15 protein-coding genes are annotated in these 15,464 nt (G+C 68.0%); 3 read left to right on the plus strand and 12 right to left on the minus strand.

All coding sequences use genetic code 11. The features are described 5' to 3' along the window. Positions 1-12: 12 nt before the first annotated feature. Entirely contained in the window at positions 13-1,917 is a 1,905-nt protein-coding gene (locus A9179_RS14785; RefSeq protein ID WP_187806977.1) for a DUF1302 domain-containing protein, read from the minus strand. 123 nt (positions 1,918-2,040) lie between these two features. Then, the gene (locus A9179_RS14790) at positions 2,041-2,604 is read right to left on the minus strand and encodes an RBBP9/YdeN family alpha/beta hydrolase (protein ID WP_187806978.1); all 564 of its coding nucleotides are present in this window, start codon (positions 2,602-2,604) and stop codon (positions 2,041-2,043) included. 295 nt (positions 2,605-2,899) lie between these two features. On the opposite strand from A9179_RS14790, the gene A9179_RS14795 reads away from it, so the two are divergent. Continuing rightward, the gene (locus tag A9179_RS14795; protein ID WP_187806979.1) at positions 2,900-3,916 is read left to right on the plus strand and encodes an AraC family transcriptional regulator; all 1,017 of its coding nucleotides are present in this window, start codon (positions 2,900-2,902) and stop codon (positions 3,914-3,916) included. Between the two features lie 231 nt (positions 3,917-4,147). On the opposite strand, the gene A9179_RS14800 is transcribed toward A9179_RS14795, so the two are convergent. The 10 genes from A9179_RS14800 to A9179_RS14845 form a co-directional block, all read right to left on the minus strand. Beyond that, complete coding sequence (locus A9179_RS14800; RefSeq protein WP_187806980.1) at positions 4,148-4,888, minus strand: hypothetical protein; 741 nt, start codon at positions 4,886-4,888, stop codon at positions 4,148-4,150. A 174-nt stretch (positions 4,889-5,062) separates the two neighbouring features. Then, positions 5,063-5,692, minus strand: a complete 630-nt coding sequence (locus A9179_RS14805; RefSeq protein ID WP_187806981.1) for a CoA transferase subunit B — start codon at positions 5,690-5,692, stop codon at positions 5,063-5,065. Between the two features lie 2 nt (positions 5,693-5,694). Further along, entirely contained in the window at positions 5,695-6,390 is a 696-nt protein-coding gene (locus A9179_RS14810; RefSeq protein ID WP_187806982.1) for a CoA transferase subunit A, read from the minus strand. Between the two features lie 46 nt (positions 6,391-6,436). Further along, positions 6,437-7,447: a YeiH family protein gene (locus A9179_RS14815; RefSeq protein ID WP_187806983.1), complete on the minus strand. Its 1,011-nt coding sequence runs from the start codon at positions 7,445-7,447 to the stop codon at positions 6,437-6,439. Beyond that, positions 7,444-7,764 (minus strand): Rieske (2Fe-2S) protein, encoded by a 321-nt coding sequence (locus tag A9179_RS14820; protein WP_187806984.1) that lies wholly within the window; start codon positions 7,762-7,764, stop codon positions 7,444-7,446. Before A9179_RS14820 ends, A9179_RS14815 begins: the two co-directional genes overlap by 4 nt. Beyond that, positions 7,761-8,423: a DsbA family oxidoreductase gene (locus tag A9179_RS14825; protein ID WP_187806985.1), complete on the minus strand. Its 663-nt coding sequence runs from the start codon at positions 8,421-8,423 to the stop codon at positions 7,761-7,763. Before A9179_RS14825 ends, A9179_RS14820 begins: the two co-directional genes overlap by 4 nt. Beyond that, positions 8,420-9,748: an MFS transporter gene (locus A9179_RS14830; RefSeq protein WP_187806986.1), complete on the minus strand. Its 1,329-nt coding sequence runs from the start codon at positions 9,746-9,748 to the stop codon at positions 8,420-8,422. Before A9179_RS14830 ends, A9179_RS14825 begins: the two co-directional genes overlap by 4 nt. A 316-nt stretch (positions 9,749-10,064) precedes the next feature. Beyond that, positions 10,065-11,114, minus strand: coding sequence for a beta-keto acid cleavage family enzyme (locus A9179_RS14835; RefSeq protein ID WP_187806987.1), 1,050 nt, complete (start codon positions 11,112-11,114; stop codon positions 10,065-10,067). A gap of 52 nt (positions 11,115-11,166) precedes the next feature. Continuing rightward, entirely contained in the window at positions 11,167-12,015 is an 849-nt protein-coding gene (locus tag A9179_RS14840) for a TauD/TfdA dioxygenase family protein (RefSeq protein ID WP_187806988.1), read from the minus strand. 10 nt (positions 12,016-12,025) lie between these two features. After that, positions 12,026-13,006 carry a quinone oxidoreductase family protein gene (locus tag A9179_RS14845; protein WP_187806989.1) on the minus strand — a complete coding sequence of 327 codons (981 nt, stop codon included), beginning with the start codon at positions 13,004-13,006 and terminating at the stop codon, positions 12,026-12,028. Positions 13,007-13,250: 244 nt separating this feature from the next. Here A9179_RS14845 and A9179_RS14850 point away from each other — a divergent pair, with 244 nt between their 5' ends. Both A9179_RS14850 and A9179_RS14855 read left to right on the plus strand, forming a co-directional pair. Beyond that, positions 13,251-14,051: a CHAD domain-containing protein gene (locus A9179_RS14850; RefSeq protein ID WP_187806990.1), complete on the plus strand. Its 801-nt coding sequence runs from the start codon at positions 13,251-13,253 to the stop codon at positions 14,049-14,051. An 84-nt stretch (positions 14,052-14,135) separates the two neighbouring features. Further along, positions 14,136-15,461 carry a DUF3300 domain-containing protein gene (locus tag A9179_RS14855; RefSeq protein WP_187806991.1) on the plus strand — a complete coding sequence of 442 codons (1,326 nt, stop codon included), beginning with the start codon at positions 14,136-14,138 and terminating at the stop codon, positions 15,459-15,461. The last annotated feature ends 3 nt before the right edge of the window (positions 15,462-15,464 follow it).

Here is a 15,464-nt window from a genome sequence, read left to right on the forward strand (position 1 = left end):
GCAATTCGTCGATCAGAAGGTGGTTTTGAAGGTCAGGTAGACCGCGCCGCGATCCTCGCCGGTGGCACCGCCGCCGGAGAACGAGGAGTAGCCGCCGGCGTAGCAGGTGTAGCGCTGGCTCAGGTCGAGGGCGTTGGGCGTCGAGCCGTCGCTGGCGCCGTCCTCGCACTTCTCGGAATCACCGAAGGAGTCCACGTACTTGAGGTCGACGTAGTACTGGTTGTAGATGGCGGCACCGACACCGACCGAGTAGTTGCCGGTGTCCTCGGCGCCGCCGGCGGCGACCGGCGAGACCCCGTCGATACCGACGTTGACCGACATCGGCGCGCTCAGATCCACACCCGGGAATACCTGGTACCAGGTCGGAGTGAAGTTGACGGCCACGCCCCAGTTGTCACGGGTCGGCTTGTCGATGCCGCGGTAGCTGTCCTCGCCCTTGTACAGCGCCTTGTTCTTGCTATCGAGGCTCAGCAGGTTGCTGTAGTACAGCTCGCCCAGCAGGGTCGCCGAGTCGAACAGCGCGGTCTCCGGCAGCGCCATCAGGCCGTTGACCACCCAGTGCAGGGTGTCGCCGGTGGCGCTCATGCTGTCGCCCTCTTTCAGCGGTGCATCGACCACACCGGTAGCGGCATCGCGCGCGCTCAGCGGGCCGGCTCCGCTGACCAGCAGCGGGCTGTAGATGGCCGGAATGCTCGACAGTGGCATGTTGTGGCGGATGTTCAGGTCGCTGCCGACGCTCACCCCGCCGACATCCTTGGACAGGCTCAGGCCGTAGATGTCGATGTCTTCGCCATAGGCCAGACGGTAGGAAGTGCTCGCAATGGAATTGCGCAGCCCCGGCACGCCGCCGGCCAGGCTCAGGCCACGGGCATCCAGCACGGCCTGCGGCAGGATGTCGGAGGTCTTGCGGTAGTAGAGGCCGAGGGTGCCATCCAGCCACTCCGGCGACCACTTGGCCATCACGCCCCAGTCGCCCTGGTCGTCCGGAGTCAGGTCGTCGCCGCGGCGGATGGTGCTCAGGGTGCCGTTGGCGCCGGCCAGGCCGGGGCCGCCGGTGTGCCCCAGGAGGAACGACTGCGCGCCGTCGCCGATCAGGTCGGAGGTGCCGTAGTAGGTACCGGCTTCCGGCAGCCGCGCGGCATCCCAGTTGAAGAAATACTGGGCACCGAACGACCACTCGGAATTGAGGGTGAAACTGGTAGACAGCTGGTTGCGCGGAACGAACAGCTCCTTGGCCTCGGTGCCCGGCGATGCAGCCAGCTTGGCCAGGTCGAGGCCGGACTGGCCGTAGCTGATCGAGTGCACCGGGTTGAGCACGGTCTCGCCCCAGAACACGTTGTGCTGGCCGGCCTTGAGGCTGAGCAGCGACTCCTCGCCAACCTCGGTGTTGTAGAACACGAAGGCATCGAGGATCTCGCCGGACGGGCCGCTGTAGTAGCGCTGGGCATGGCTGCTCAGGTGCGAGCTGCCGAACACCGCGGGCGCAGCCGGACGGCCGCCCCAGCCGGCGATCGACGAATACGCGTCGTTGCCGTTGACGAACGGGTTGGAGTTGGAGCCGGTGTTGTCGTAAGCCTTGTCGTACCAGCTGGCCGCGCTGGTGCGGAAACCCATGCGGTTCTGGTACACCACATCCAGCTCGGTGAGCAGGTCGATGCGGTTGGTGATGTTGGTGCCGGCGTGGCGGAAGTTGTAGTCACCGTCGTTGTTGTTCGGCGTGCCGAGCATGCGCTTGTCGGCACTCTCGGTGCGTACGCCGTAGTTGTACTTGACGGTGTTGTCGAAACGCACGGCCCAGTCTTCGCTGCCGGTGTCGACTTCGAAGGCCTGAGCGGCCGGTACCGCAGCCAGCATGATGGCCGAGGCCAACAGGGTTCTGCGCAAGGGAAGGCGGTGCTGCTTGTTATTGTTGTGCATAGCGTTGACTCCGCATTTTTGGGGCTTACGACGTGCCGCACACGCGGGTTGGCCGCGCGAGCGGGTAACTGGGTGAGGTATTCCTTGTTCGGTTGAGGGGCTTGCGTGCTTCCGTTCCGGGCCTTAGCCCAGCAAGGCCTGAATCAGGCTCTCGGCCTGTGGCCAGTCGCCGTAGCCGGAGGCCGGGTTGAGGTGGCCGACAGCACCCAGCTCGACCAGGGCGCCGCCCCACTCGCGGGCCATTTCGCCCACCGCGTCGAGGCTGGCCAGGTGGTCGTTGCTGCTGGCCGCGACGATGCTGGGGAACGGCAGCGGGCCGCGCGGCAGCGGCGACCAGCCGTGCTCGGCGAGCACGGCGGCGCTGGGGTATTGCGGCGGCCAGGCGGTGTCCAGATCCGGCGGGGTGACCAGCAGCGCACCGAGGATCGGCCGCGAGTGGCGCGCCGCCCAGTGCACCGTCATCAGCACGCCGGCACTGTGGGCCACCAGCACCACCGGGCCGTCGATACGCTCCAGCTCGCTCTGGATCGCGGCAACCCGGGCAGCCAGGCTGAGCTTGTCGGTTTCCAGCGGCGGCACGCTGCGGCAGTTGGGCAGGCGCGCGGCGAGCAGGGTCTGCCAATGATCGGCGACGTGGTCGCGCAGGCCGGGAACGATGAGAACGGTGAATGCTGTGCTGCTGGCCACGCCGGGCTCCTGACTGCTGAATCCGTTGCCGGCGCAACGACGCCGGGGTTGAGCAGACAGTAGAGATGGGGCTCCGGGGACGCTTCACATTAGGCGTCAGCCATTTCGCAATTCATGACATGGCTCGCTGGGTCATGGCGCTGGCGCGCTGCCGTCGTGCGTTGCAGCCCTGCTAAGATCAGCATTACGGGCGTGATTTATCATTTCATGACACCCGCGTGACCCTCGCCGCCGGCTTCGGCATCATGCCGCGGCGGTCGTCATAAGCGGCCGTGCCTGTGAAGGAACTAGAACAATGACAACACTGGTTCGCGCAGCGGTACTCACCAACTACCTGGAGGTGGCCCAGCATCTGGGTCTCAAGCCCCAGGCGCTGCTCAGCGAAGTGGGCCTGAACAAGGCCCAGTTGCAGGATCCGGAACACCGCATCCCGATCGACGCCGCCGTGCGTCTGCTGGAAAACTCCGCCAGCGCCAGCGGCTGCCAGACCTTCGGCCTGCGCATGGCCGAGTCGCGCCAGCTCTCCGACTTCGGTGCGGTCAGCCTGCTGCTGACCCACCAGCGCACCCTGCGCGAGGCGCTGCAGGTGGTGGTGCAGTACCGCCACCTGCTCAACGACTCGCTGGCCATCTTCATCGAAGAAGCCGGCAGCATGGTGATCATCCGCGAGGAAGTGGTCACCGAGGCCGGGCTCAACTGCCGTCAGGGCAACGAGCTGGCCATCGGCGTGATGTACCGCCTGTGCGCCGCCCTGCTCGGCACCCACTGGCGACCGATCAGCGTCAGCTTCACCCATGCGGCGCCGGACGACCTGCAGGTGCACCGCCGGGTACTCGGGCAGAAGCTGGAGTTCAACGGCGAGTTCAATGGCATCGTCTGCCATGCCGCCGACTTCGACGTGCCCAACCCCCAGGCCGACCCGGCCATGGCGCGCTATGCCCAACGCTTCCTCGATTCGCTGCAGGCCGAGCAGGAAACACCGCTGATCTTCGAAGTGCGCAAGGCCATCTACCTGCTGCTGCCCATGGGCCGCGCCACCATCGAACAGATCGCCCTGGCCATGGGCATGAACGTGCGCACCCTGCAACGGCGCCTGGAGGAAAACCAGGCAACCTTCAGCGATCTGATCAACGGCGTGCGCCGCGACCTGGTGCTGCGCTACCTGGAAAACCCCGCCTATTCGCTGGGGCGCATCGCCGACATGCTCGGCTATTCGATGCCCAGCTCCTTCACCCGCTGGTTCATCAGCCAGTTCGGCATGCCGCCGGCGGCCTGGCGCAGCGAGCACGGCAGCGTACGCAAGGACAAGTGACGCCCCCGCGGAGCGTGGACCAGCGTCGGCACGGAGGCCGCGCAGGAGCAAGCTCCGGCAGGGTGCGCCATGCGCACCGGCAAGCCCGCAGGTTGCCTCTTAGATCACCGTCATTCCCGCGCAGGCGGGAATCCAGTGCTTTGCATTGGCACGGATCCAGCGAAATTACCTGACGGCTCCGTGCACCTGGGCTCCCGCCTGCGCGGGAGCGACGGTGGTTGGGGTTCGTCCTCAGGGCACGCCCTGCTCCACCACCTGGGCCAGATCATCGAGATCCAGCACCGCCCGGCTCAGGTAGAACTCGGCGCCACCATTGCCCTCGCCGCCGCTGCCGCCCTGCTGCAGCTGGCGGCGCACGAAGCGGTAGCTGCCGCGGATCTTGCCCAGAGCCGCGGCCTGGGCCTGGTACTGCGCCTGCAACTGGTCGAAGCGTTGTTCGATGTCGGCATCCAGCTGGTTCAGGCGCTCGGCCGGCAGCAGCCAGGGTGCCTTCTGCGGCAGCAGGTAGTGACGCAACTGGTAGTCCAGCAGCAGGCTGGCAAGGTCGCGGCTCTGTGCGCCGAACGCTGGTGCCCGGCTCCCCGCCTCGGCCAGGTCTTGCTCGACCGCCTCGCCCAGCTGCTGGCGCTGCTCCAGCAGGCGCGCGATCAGCTCCGGATAGCGCCGGCTGGCACTGCGCGGCAGGCCATCCAGTTCCGTGAAGATGCGCTGCATGGCACCCAGCGGCTGGGCCAGATCGGCCGGTTGGCCGAGCTGCAGCACATCGGTTTCGAGGGTGTTGAGGTGGTGGTAGACCGCGGTCAGGCTGCGCGGGTCGGGACTGCGTTCGCGCGGGTCGAAGTACAGCAGGGCACTGGCGCACAGCAGCCGGCTGTGGCTGTCCAGTTCGTGCAGCTGGCGCACCATCGCGGTGTCGGCCAGGGCTGGTTGGCACAGCAGGCAAAGCAGGTACGGCAATACAGTCCTTCGCATCGTCCTTCCTCGTGGTGTTCGCTTACCTCGGAAAAAACTCGGGAAAAAGTGCGGACGGCCACAGGAGCCGCAGCCGTCGCACGAAGGCCGGGGCCGAAGCCCCGAAGACACAGCCCGCCATGGAGTGAACAGGCCGTGGCGACACACTGGCGGGCCTCGCGGCCCGGGGCGCGGTTAGCGCAGGATGGTGCAGCCGGTGGCGGCCTGCAGCTGGTCGAAGTCGACGCCCGGCGCCATCTCCACCAGCTCGACGCCGGCCGCGGTGATGTCCAGCACGGCCAGGTCGCTGATGATGCGGTCGACCACACCGACGCCGGTCAGCGGCAACGAGCAGCGCTCGAGGATCTTCGCCTCGCCGTCCTTGGCGCAGTGCTCCATCAGCACCACCACGCGGCGCACGCCGGCGACCAGATCCATGGCGCCGCCCATGCCCTTGACCATCTTGCCGGGGATCATCCAGTTGGCCAGGTCGCCCTGCTGCGACACCTGCATGGCGCCAAGCAAGGCCAGGTCGACATGGCCACCACGGATCATGGCGAAGCTCTCGGCACTGTCGAAGAAGCTGCTGCCGGGCAACGTGGTGATGGTCTGCTTGCCGGCGTTGATCAGATCCGGGTCGATCTCCTCCTCGCCGGGAAACGGGCCGATGCCGAGCAGGCCGTTCTCGCTCTGCAGCCAGACCTCCACGCCCTCGGGAATGTAGTTGGCCACCAGGGTCGGCAGGCCGATGCCGAGATTGACGTAGAAGCCGTCGTGCAGCTCCTGGGCGGCGCGCTGCGCCATTTCTTCGCGGGTCCAGGCCATGATCAGCTCCTCAGCGTACGGACTTCGATGCGTTTTTCCGGGCTGGCATTGAGCACCAGGCGCTGCACGTAGATGCCCGGCAGATGGATCTCGTCCGGCGCCAGCTCACCGACCTCGACGATCTCCTCCACCTCGGCCACGCACACCCGCCCGGCCTTGGCGCACAGCGGGTTGAAGTTGCGCGCGGTCTTGTTGAACACCAGGTTGCCGGCACGGTCGGCCTTGGCGCCCTTGATCAGCGCCAGGTCGGCGGTAAGCCCACGTTCCATCACGTACCACTCGCCGTCGAACTGGCGGGTTTCCTTGCCCTCGGCGATCTGCGTGCCGTAGCCGGTGCGGGTGAAGAACGCCGGGATGCCGGCACCGCCGGCGCGCAGCTTCTCGGCCAGGGTGCCCTGGGGGGTGAACTCCAGCTGCAGCTCGCCGGCCAGGTACTGGCGCTCGAACTCCTTGTTGCCGCCGACGTAGGAGGAAATCATCTTGCTGATCTGCCGGCTGTACAGCAGCGGGCCGAGGCCGAAGTCGTCGACCCCGCAGTTGTTGCTGATGATGGTGAAGCCGCGCTTGCCGGTGGCGCCCAGCGCCGCGATCAGCGCCTCGGGAATGCCGCACAGGCCGAAGCCGCCGGAGGCGATGCTGATGCCGTCGGCCACCAGCCCCGCGAGCGCCGCCTCGGCGCTGGGGTAGATCTTGTTCATCACTAGTTCTCTCGGGTTGTGCCGGCGCCACGCGCCGGCGCGCAGATCACAGGCCCCAGTGCATCAGCAGCAGCACCAGGACGACCAGGAAGACGGTTTCGCCGACCATCAGCAGGATCGGTTTGATACCCACGGTGGCCAGCTCCTTGAGCTGGGTCTTCATGCCCAGGGCGGCGATCGACACCACCAGGCACCAGCGCGAGGCCTCGTTGACCCCGCCCTGCACCAGCGCCGGCACCCAGCCGGTGCTGTTGATGCAGGCTAGGGCGAGGAAGGCCACGGCGAACCAGGGCAGCAGCGGCGGACGCTTGCCGCCAGTCTCGGCGCCCTGCATGCGGGTGACCATGGCCGCCGCGACGATCACCGGCAGCAGCATGGCCACGCGCATCAGCTTGACCACGGTGGCGGTGTCGCCGGTTTCCGGCGACATGCTGTAGCCGGCGCCGACCACCTGGGCCACGTCGTGGATGGTGGCGCCGAGGAACACCCCGGCCTGCTGCGGCGACAGGCCGAAGGCGTTGGCGATCATCGGGTAGAGGATCATCGCCAGGGTCGACAGCGCCGACACCCCGATCACGGTGAACAGGGTGGCCTTTTCCTTCTGCGGATGGCTGGGCAGCGCGGCGGCCAGGGCCAGCGCCGCCGAAGCGCCGCAGATGGCGGTGGCGCCGCCGGTGAGCATGCCAAAGATGCGTTTGAAGCCCATCAGCCGCGCCGCCAGCACCGAGGCGGAAATGGTCACCAGCACCAGGATCACCACCAGCGCGAAGGGCTTCCAGCCGAGCGCGGCGATCTGCTCCAGGGTGATGCGCATGCCCAGCAGGGCCACACCGATGCGCAGCACGCTGCGCGCGGTGAACTCGATGCCGGCCTTGCACTTGCCCTCGCCGGCGAGGAAGTTGAGCGACAGCCCCAGCAACAGGGCGAACAGCATCACCGGCGCGCCGTAGTGTTCGGAGAGGAAGGTGGCGGCGGCGCCCACCACCAGGCTGATGCTGATGCCCGGCGCCAGTTCGCGCGCCCGGTCGTTGATCTGGGTAAGAGCAATGGCGCTCATGGCGCTGAATCCTCGATAACGATGTAGAGGTGGTCGCCCTCTTCCACCACCGGGTAGGTGGCGACCTTGAGCTGGTCGGAATTGAGCAGGTAGCCGCTGGCCAGGTCGAAGCGCAGGCCGTGGGCACGGCACTGCACCACCCTGCCCTGCACCTGGCCGGCGCACAGCGAGGAGCCCTGGTGCGGGCAGCTGTCGGCGACGGCATGGAACTGCCCGTCGATATTGAACAGGGCGATGCCGTGGCCCGCCGGCTCGAGCAGCACGCGCTGCCCGGCCGCCGGCACCTGTGCGGCCGGCACCTGGTGACGCCGGCTCATGCCTGCAGGCTCCGCCGCTGTGGCTGGCCGAGGGCGGTGCGCATGCCGCGCAGCAGCAGTTCCGCCGGGTGCGCCCCGGACAGCTGCAGGCTGCCATCGAAGACGAAGTGCGGCACGCTGCTGGCCGTCATTCCGGAGCGCAGGAACGGCCGGCCGTCGCGGTACAGCGCCCGGGCCATGGCCTCGCGCGGGTAGCCGCAGGTCTCGGCGATGGTCAGCAGGGTGTTGCCGTCGCCGATGTCCTCGCCGAGCTGGAAGTGCGCGGCGAACAGGCGCTCCAGCAGGCGCTCGCGCTGCTCCGGGCTGCCCAGCTCGCCGGCCTGGCGCAGCAGGCGGTGGGCGTCGGCGGTATTGGGCATGCGCGCGATGCGGCTGAAGTCCAGCTGCAGGCCGACCGCGGCGGCCTCCTCCTGCACCTGGGCCTGGCGCAGGCGCACGGCCGTGTCGCTGCCCAGGCGCTGGCGGTAGAACTCGGCAAAGGGCACGCCGGCGGCCGGCAGCTGTGGCAGCAGCTGCACGCCGCGCCAGTCGATGCTCACCACCTGCTGCGGCAGCGCTTCCTGCAACTGACTAACCGCCAGCTCCAGCTGGCGCTTGCCGATCAGGCACCAGGGGCAGATGAAGTCGAACGCCACATCGATACGCAGGGCACGGTTCACGGCTGCGCCTCCAGCATTGCCTCGGCGTGGTCATCCTTGCCTTGCTCGCCCCGCAGGCGGGCGATGTCGCGCAGGTAGTGGCAGCGGGCGTAGAAGAACACCGCGGCGGCAGCCAGGCTCACCAGCGGCACCAGCTGGAAAGCCGTGCTCAGGCCGAGCAGGTCGGACAGCTTGCCGGTGATGAACGGCCCCGGCGCCAGGCCCAGCAGGTTGTTGGCCAGGGTCAGGGTGGCGAAGGCGGTGCCGTGCACCGAATAGTGGGTCAGGTTGGCCACCATGGCCCCGGACGGCCCGGTGGTGCCGGCGGCGATCAGCATGCCGGCGGCGATCAGCAGCAGCTGCAGCGGCCCCGCCGCCAGGGCGAAGGCCAGCGACAGTAGCAGGCAGCTGCCCAGGCAGTAGGCGATGGCCAGAGCGATCTTGCGCTGCGGCGCGTTGCGGCACAGGCGGTCACTGAGCATGCCGCAGAGGATCATGCCGGCGCCGCTGCACAGCACGATGAGCCCGGCCAGGGCGCCGGCCTTGTCGGTGCCCATCTGGTAGTAGCGGTTGAGGTAACTGGGCATCCACACGATCACCGTGCCACCAACGAACAGCTGCAGGCCGCTGCCGACGTAGGCGGCGAGCACCGAGCGACTGCAATACAAGGTGCGCAGCGGCTTGGCGGCCTTGTCCGCGGCCTGCTGCACGGCGTCGGTGAGGCGCTTGGGCGAGACCCGCGCCTCCTTCACCAGCAGCGGGTAGACCACCGCCAGCAGCAGGCCGAACAGCGCCATGCCGACGAAGGCCCAGCGCCAACCCAGGTGCTGGGCGATGGCGCCACCCAGGGCCATGCCCAGTACCGAGCCGAACATGCCGCCGGCCATGAAGGCGCCGGTCAGGGTGGCGCGCATGTGCTTGGGGAACACCGCGAGCACCACGGCGATGCCGACGCTGCCATAGGCCGCCTCGCCGACCCCGACCAGGAAGCGCGCCACCAGCATCTGCCCGTACTGCTGAGCCAGGCCGCAGGCCAGGGTGGCCAAGCTCCACAGCAGGGCCATCAGCGCCAGGCTGCGCACCCGGCCGAAGCGGTCGGCGAGCAGCGACAGGGGAAAGGTCAGCAGGCCGACCATCAAGGCCACCACGCCGCTAAGCAGGCCGAGCTGGCTGTCGGACAGCGCCCATTCGCCCTTGAGCAGGGGGAACACGGCGTTGAGCACCTGACGCGACATGTAGTCGGAGATCAGCAGGCCGAAACTGAGGGCGAACACCACCCAGGCATAGCTGCGTGGAATACCGGCCGACGTATCGATCTCGTCGCCCAGGCTGGAGTGAAAGGCCATGTCTGCCACCTCGTTGTACTGCTACTGCTTGTTATTGTTGTAGTCGTGCAAGACGACGCTCGGCAAAGGCCTCTGGACGACCCTGTGGGATCGCCGGCACCGTGTGCGGCGCGCCCGGTTCGTGGCCCGGGCGCCGCATGCGGCAGAGACCTTTGCCCAGCGGCGTGGTACCCCCCGACCTGCGGAGGGCGCCGTATCACTCAGCCGCGCTGTTGCAGCTCTTTCTGACCCGGCTTGCGGTTCGGCGCCATGCCGCCTGCCAACCGGGCTTCTTCGACGCCGTCGAGTTGCACGGCACTCGGCACCTGCCGATGAATCACTTGCGCAGGAAGCCCTGCTGACCGCCCTTCGGATTCGGCGCGAAGCCGTTGGCGGCCAGGGTTTCTTCGACCGTGTCGTAGAACACGCCAATCTTGAGGATCTCGCGGGCTTCCTTGCCGTTGGCGACCGGGCGACCGATCTCCTTGGCGATGCGTACCAGCTGCTCGATCTGCTCGACGGAGGTCATCTTGCGCGAGCGATCCTGAGTCCAGATGTTGTCCTCGATACCGCAGCGCACGTGCAGCCCCATCGCCATGCCCATCAGGTTGACCGGCAGGGTATTGAGCATGGTGCTCTCCACCGTGAGCATGGTGCCGTCGGGGATGGCACGCAGGAAGTTGGCCATGCTGTAGATATGTGGCTGATCCATGCCGCCGCCGATGGCCACCCAGTTGCACACCAGCGGGCCCTTGTAGACGCCGCGACGGATCAGGCGCTCGACCGTCTCGTAGCTGTTGATGTTGTAGAACTGGAAGGCGCTCTGGATGCCGGCGGCGGAGAGGCGCTTGACGTGCTCCTCGATGAAGCCCGGGCCGGACGGCACGATCATCTCGCGGTAGGCCTCGTAGGTATCGCTGCCCATGGAGGTGCCGGTGTAGTCACGCACGTCCATCTGCTCGATGACGTTCATCTGCGTGGTGTTGACCGTCACCGTGACCTGGTCGGGCTTGGGATCGAGCTCGGCGAGCATGTGCCGGGTGTCGTCGTGCAGCCACTTCGCCGCCGCGCCGTCTTCCGGCGGCGCGAAGGAGATCGAGCCGCCGACCTGGATGACCATGTCCGGCACCGCCTCGCGTACCCCGGCGATCAGCTCGTTGAACTTGGACAGGCGCTTGGAGCCCTTGCCGTCCAGCTCACGCACGTGCAGGTGGAGTACCGAGGCGCCGGCTTCGTAGCAGTCGACGGCCTTCTGGATCTGCTCTTCCATGGTCACCGGAATGTCTTCCGGATAGTCCGAGGGGAACCATTCGGGGCCGTATGGGGCCGCGGTGATGACGAGCTTGTCCTGGTTTTCAGGGAAGAGAGAACCGTCGAGGAAGTTCATGCCTGTTGCCTCAGATATTTATTAGTAGTTGGCGCGAATGGGGTGCTGCGACTCAGAAGGTCTTGTCGCCGATGATGCCGGCGCGCTCCATCTTGCGATGGCACGGTGGGTAGTCCATGACCGCGTAATGCTGGGTGCTGCGGTTGTCCCAGATCGCCACGCTGTTGGGCTGCCAGCGCCAGCGCACCTGGTATTCCGGGATGTAGGCCTGGCTGACCAGGTAGCGCAGCAGGTCGCTGCCGCCCATGCTGTAGTCCTGGCCGTAACGCACATGCTCCGGGGTGTGGAAGTTGCTCAGGTGGGTGGCGAAGGCGTTGACGAACAGCACCTTCTCGCCGGTCTCCGGATGGGTGCGCACCACCGGGTGCTCGGCATCCGGGAACTGCGCCTTGAGCGCCAGGCGCTTCTCGATCGGCATGGCCGCGCCGAAGCTAGCCTCGATGCTGTGGCGCGCACGCAGGCCGGCGATACGCTGCTTCACCTCTTCCGGCAGCTTCTCGTAGGCCAAGGCCATGTTCGCCCACATGGTGTCGCCACCCACCGGCGGGCATTCCACGCAGCGCAGCACGCAGCCCATGGGCGGCGCCTCGCGCCAGGTGGCGTCGGTGTGCCAGGCATTCTCGTAGCGGTCGTTGGGGGCGTCCGGCGACTTGTAGATGCGCACCAGGCCCGGGTGCTCCGGGTCGCTGCCGGCCACCGGATGATCCTCCAGCTCGCCGAAGCGGCGGGCGAAGGCCACGTGCTCGGCACGGCTGATGTCCTGGTCGCGCAGGAACAGCACCTTGTGCTTGAGCAGCAGCGCCTTGATTTCGGCGAACAGAGCGTCGTCGCGGGAGGCATCGCCCAGGTTGACGCCGCTCAGCTCGGCGCCGATGGCGCAGGTCAGTTGTTCGACTCGCATGGCGGACACCTCAGATGACGAAGATCGACGAACCGGTGGTCTTGCGCGACTCCAGGTCGCGGTGCGCCTGCACAGCGTCCTGCAGGGCGTAGTGCTGGTTGATCTCGATGCGGATCAGGCCGCTGCCGACCAGGCCGAACAGCTCCTCGGCCAGTTCCGCCTTCTCCGCCGGATCGGCGATGTAGTCGGCCAGGGCCGGACGGGTCATATAGAGAGAGCCCTTCATCGCCAGCAGCTGCGGGTCGAACGGCGGGATGGTGCCGGAGGCGGTGCCGACGCAGACCAGCAGGCCGCGACGCTTGAGCGAATCCAGCGAGCCCATGAAGGTGTCCTTGCCGACGCTGTCGAACACCACGTCGACACCCCGCCCGCCGGTCAGCTGGCGCACGCGCTGGGCGACGTCCTCGTGGCTGTAGTCGATCACGTGGGCGCAGCCGTGGGCGCGCGCCACTTCGGCCTTGGCCGCGCTGGACACGGTGCCGATCACGGTCAGACCGAGCAACTTGGCCCACTGCGAGACGATCAGGCCGACGCCGCCGGCAGCGGCGTGCAGCAGCAGGCTGTCGCCCTCCTTGAAGGCGTGGATCTTCTTCATCAGGTAGGCCGAGGTCAGGCCGCGCATGGTCATCGCCGCGGCAGTCTCAAAGGCGATGGTTTCCGGCAGGCGGATCAGCGGCGCGGCCGCTACCAGGCGCTCGGTGCTGTAGGCGCCGAGGGTGTTGATGAAGCCGGTGTAGGTGACGCGATCCCCCACCGCCACGTTGCTCACGCCCTCGCCGAGGGCTACCACCACGCCGGCTGCCTCCACGCCGATGCCGTTGGGCATGGGGATCGGGTAGGTGCCGTTGCGGAAGTAGGTGTCGGCATAGTTCAGGCCGACGGCGACGTGGCGAATGCGTACCTGGCCCGGGCCGGGGTCGCCGACCTCGACGTCCTCGTAGCGCAACACCTCGGGACCCCCGGTCTCGTAAAAGCGGACGGCTTTGGCCATGCCTGTTCTCCAGTCTTGTTATTAGCTACCAGTAGCGTGGAACGGACTGTAAAACTGCCCCCCGGCGGGTGCTTCTCATCGAACGACAGGAGCTTTTCATTTCATGACAGGCCAGCATGGCGCTGCCGCGCCGTGCCTGTTAGCCTGCGTGGAACAGACACTCCCGGGAGCCAGGAATGCTGAACCTTCATCACCCCGCGCCGCCTGTGGCACAGCCCCGCTCCCGGCCCGCGAGCGACCGCCGATGAAACTGCCCGACAGCCTGGTCGCCACGCTGCTCGGCCTGCAGATCGCCCTGCTGCATGCCAGCCTGCGCCTGGACAGCGCCACCGACGACGAAGCCCTGCATGACCTGCGCATCCACCTGCAGCGCCTGCGCAGCCTGCTGGCACCGCTGCGCCGGGTCGCCGACCTGCCGCCGCTGTACAACGCCGCCGCGGAACTCGGCGCGCTGACCGCACCGGTTCGCGAGCTGGAGGTGCTGGCCGCCGAGCTGCAGCAGCGCGGCTACAGCGCCGCCGCGGCGGCCCGTCAGGCGCAGCTGCCGGCGCGCTACGCGCGGGTGCTGCAGAGCGCCGAACTGCAACACCTGTTCACCCTGCTCGACGGCTGGCCGGCAGAGCTGCGCGACGCCCAGCGCCAGAGTCAGCTGCGCGGCCTGCAAGGCCTGGTGCGCAAGCGCCTGCACAAGCAGGTGGCGCGCCTGGCCGTGGCGCTGGCCACGCCCGGCTACGACCGTCACCGCCTGCGCCTGCTGATCAAGCGCGTGCGCTATGCCGGCGAGGCCTACCCGACGCTGATCGGGCTGTCGGCCAAGACCCTGGCCCGCCTCAAGCTCGCCCAATCGGCCCTGGGCGACTGGCACGACCACTTCCAGTGGTGCGCCCGCCTCGAACAGGAAGCCGACCTCGCCCCGCTCCGGCAGCCCTGGCAGCACTGCGCCGAACAGGCACTGGTCGAAGCCGAGCGCCAGCTGCAGCGCCTGGCCAAGCAGTTGCAGCGAGAGCCACTGGCCCGCCCGCACCTGCATCCCGCCGCGGCCTGAACGCCCTCTGCGCCGAACTGACCTATGCTTGGCTGGGCGCGCCAGCCGCCATCTGCGGTTCCCTGGCACGCCAGGAGGATCACCATGCGTATTCCCGCGAGTCTCGGCCTGCTGCCCCTGCTGCTGGCCCTGAGCCTGGGCGCCGCCACCACGGCCCAGGGCACGGACGCCGCCCAGGGTGCGGCGAGCGAGCAGGTGTTTCGCACCGAGGAGCTCGACCAGATGCTGGCCCCGCTGGCGCTCTACCCCGACGCCCTGCTGGCCCAGGTACTGATGGCCACCACCTACCCGGGTGACGTGGCCGATGCGGTGACCTGGTCGACCAACCACCCGGACGCCAGCGGCGACGATGCCGTGCGCCAGGTCTCCGACCAGCCCTGGGATCCCAGCGTGCAGTCGCTGGTGGCGTTCCCCGCCGTGCTGGTGACCCTGGGTCAGGATCCGGCCTGGGTGCAGAAGGTCGGCGACGCCTTCCTCGCCCAGCCCGATGCGGTGATGGACTCGGTGCAGCGCCTGCGCCAGCAGGCCAAGGCCGCCGGCAACCTGGAGTCCAACGAACAGCAGAAAGTCAGCGAGGAGCCGGCCGCCCCCAGCCAGACGAGCTCATCCAGCAGCACCAGCCAGCAGACCATCGTCATCGAGTCGGCCGACCCGCAGGTGGTCTACGTGCCCAGCTACAACCCCAGCGTGGTCTACGGCACCTGGCCCTACCCGTCCTACCCGCCGGTGTACTACCCGCCGCCCGCCGGCTACTACTTCGGCAGTGCGCTGGCCACCGGCCTGGGCTTCGCCGCCGGGGTGGCGATCATCGATTCGCTATGGGGCGACTGCGACTGGGGCCACGGCGACATCGACATCGACGTGGATCGCTACAACAACCTCAACGACAACCGTCAGCTCAACGTCAACCAGAACACCTGGAAGCACAACGCCGCCAACCGTGACGGCGTACCCTACCGCGACCGCGCCAGCCGCGAGCAATACAGCCAGCGCCTGGCCAACGGCGAGCAGCGCCAGGAACTGCGCGGGCGCGACCCGGCCCGCGCCGCCGACCGCGACCGTGCGCGGCAGAGCCTGGAGCAGCGTGGTTTCGAGAGCCCGGCCAACAGCAATCGCCAGGCCCGCGAGCGGGCCCAGACGGCCAACCGCGACATGCGCGACAGTGCCCAGCAGCGCCAGCGCAGCAATCCCCAGGCTCGCCAGCAGGCGCGCCAGCAGCACTCTGCCAGCCGCAGAGCGCCTGACAACGCCTTTGCCGGCGCGCGTACCCCCGATCGCGAACGGGCCTACCAGCAACGCGGCCAGAGCAGCCGTGCCGCCGCCAGCCGGCCGCAATCGGCGCGCGCCAGCGGGCGCACGGTGAGCCGCCCAGCCATGTCCTCATCCCGCGGCGGCGCCCGGCGGCGCTGATCA

The organism is Pseudomonas alcaligenes, assembly GCF_014490745.1.
GTDB classification, from domain to species: domain Bacteria; phylum Pseudomonadota; class Gammaproteobacteria; order Pseudomonadales; family Pseudomonadaceae; genus Aquipseudomonas; species Aquipseudomonas alcaligenes_C.

Excerpts from the sequence above, each read along its gene's own strand:
- A9179_RS14820 (WP_187806984.1), bottom strand. The coding sequence starts at position 7,764 with ATGAGCCGGCGTCACCAGGTGCCGGCCGCACAGGTGCCGGCGGCCGGG.
- A9179_RS14840 (WP_187806988.1), bottom strand. The coding sequence starts at position 12,015 with ATGCGAGTCGAACAACTGACCTGCGCCATCGGCGCCGAGCTGAGCGGC.
- A9179_RS14815 (WP_187806983.1), bottom strand. The coding sequence starts at position 7,447 with ATGAGCGCCATTGCTCTTACCCAGATCAACGACCGGGCGCGCGAACTG.
- A9179_RS14800 (WP_187806980.1), bottom strand. The coding sequence starts at position 4,888 with ATGCGAAGGACTGTATTGCCGTACCTGCTTTGCCTGCTGTGCCAACCA.
- A9179_RS14830 (WP_187806986.1), bottom strand. The coding sequence starts at position 9,748 with ATGGCCTTTCACTCCAGCCTGGGCGACGAGATCGATACGTCGGCCGGT.
- A9179_RS14855 (WP_187806991.1), top strand. The coding sequence starts at position 14,136 with ATGCGTATTCCCGCGAGTCTCGGCCTGCTGCCCCTGCTGCTGGCCCTG.
- A9179_RS14785 (WP_187806977.1), bottom strand. The coding sequence starts at position 1,917 with ATGCACAACAATAACAAGCAGCACCGCCTTCCCTTGCGCAGAACCCTG.
- A9179_RS14795 (WP_187806979.1), top strand. The coding sequence starts at position 2,900 with ATGACAACACTGGTTCGCGCAGCGGTACTCACCAACTACCTGGAGGTG.
- A9179_RS14805 (WP_187806981.1), bottom strand. The coding sequence starts at position 5,692 with ATGGCCTGGACCCGCGAAGAAATGGCGCAGCGCGCCGCCCAGGAGCTG.
- A9179_RS14835 (WP_187806987.1), bottom strand. The coding sequence starts at position 11,114 with ATGAACTTCCTCGACGGTTCTCTCTTCCCTGAAAACCAGGACAAGCTC.
- A9179_RS14810 (WP_187806982.1), bottom strand. The coding sequence starts at position 6,390 with ATGAACAAGATCTACCCCAGCGCCGAGGCGGCGCTCGCGGGGCTGGTG.
- A9179_RS14845 (WP_187806989.1), bottom strand. The coding sequence starts at position 13,006 with ATGGCCAAAGCCGTCCGCTTTTACGAGACCGGGGGTCCCGAGGTGTTG.
- A9179_RS14850 (WP_187806990.1), top strand. The coding sequence starts at position 13,251 with ATGAAACTGCCCGACAGCCTGGTCGCCACGCTGCTCGGCCTGCAGATC.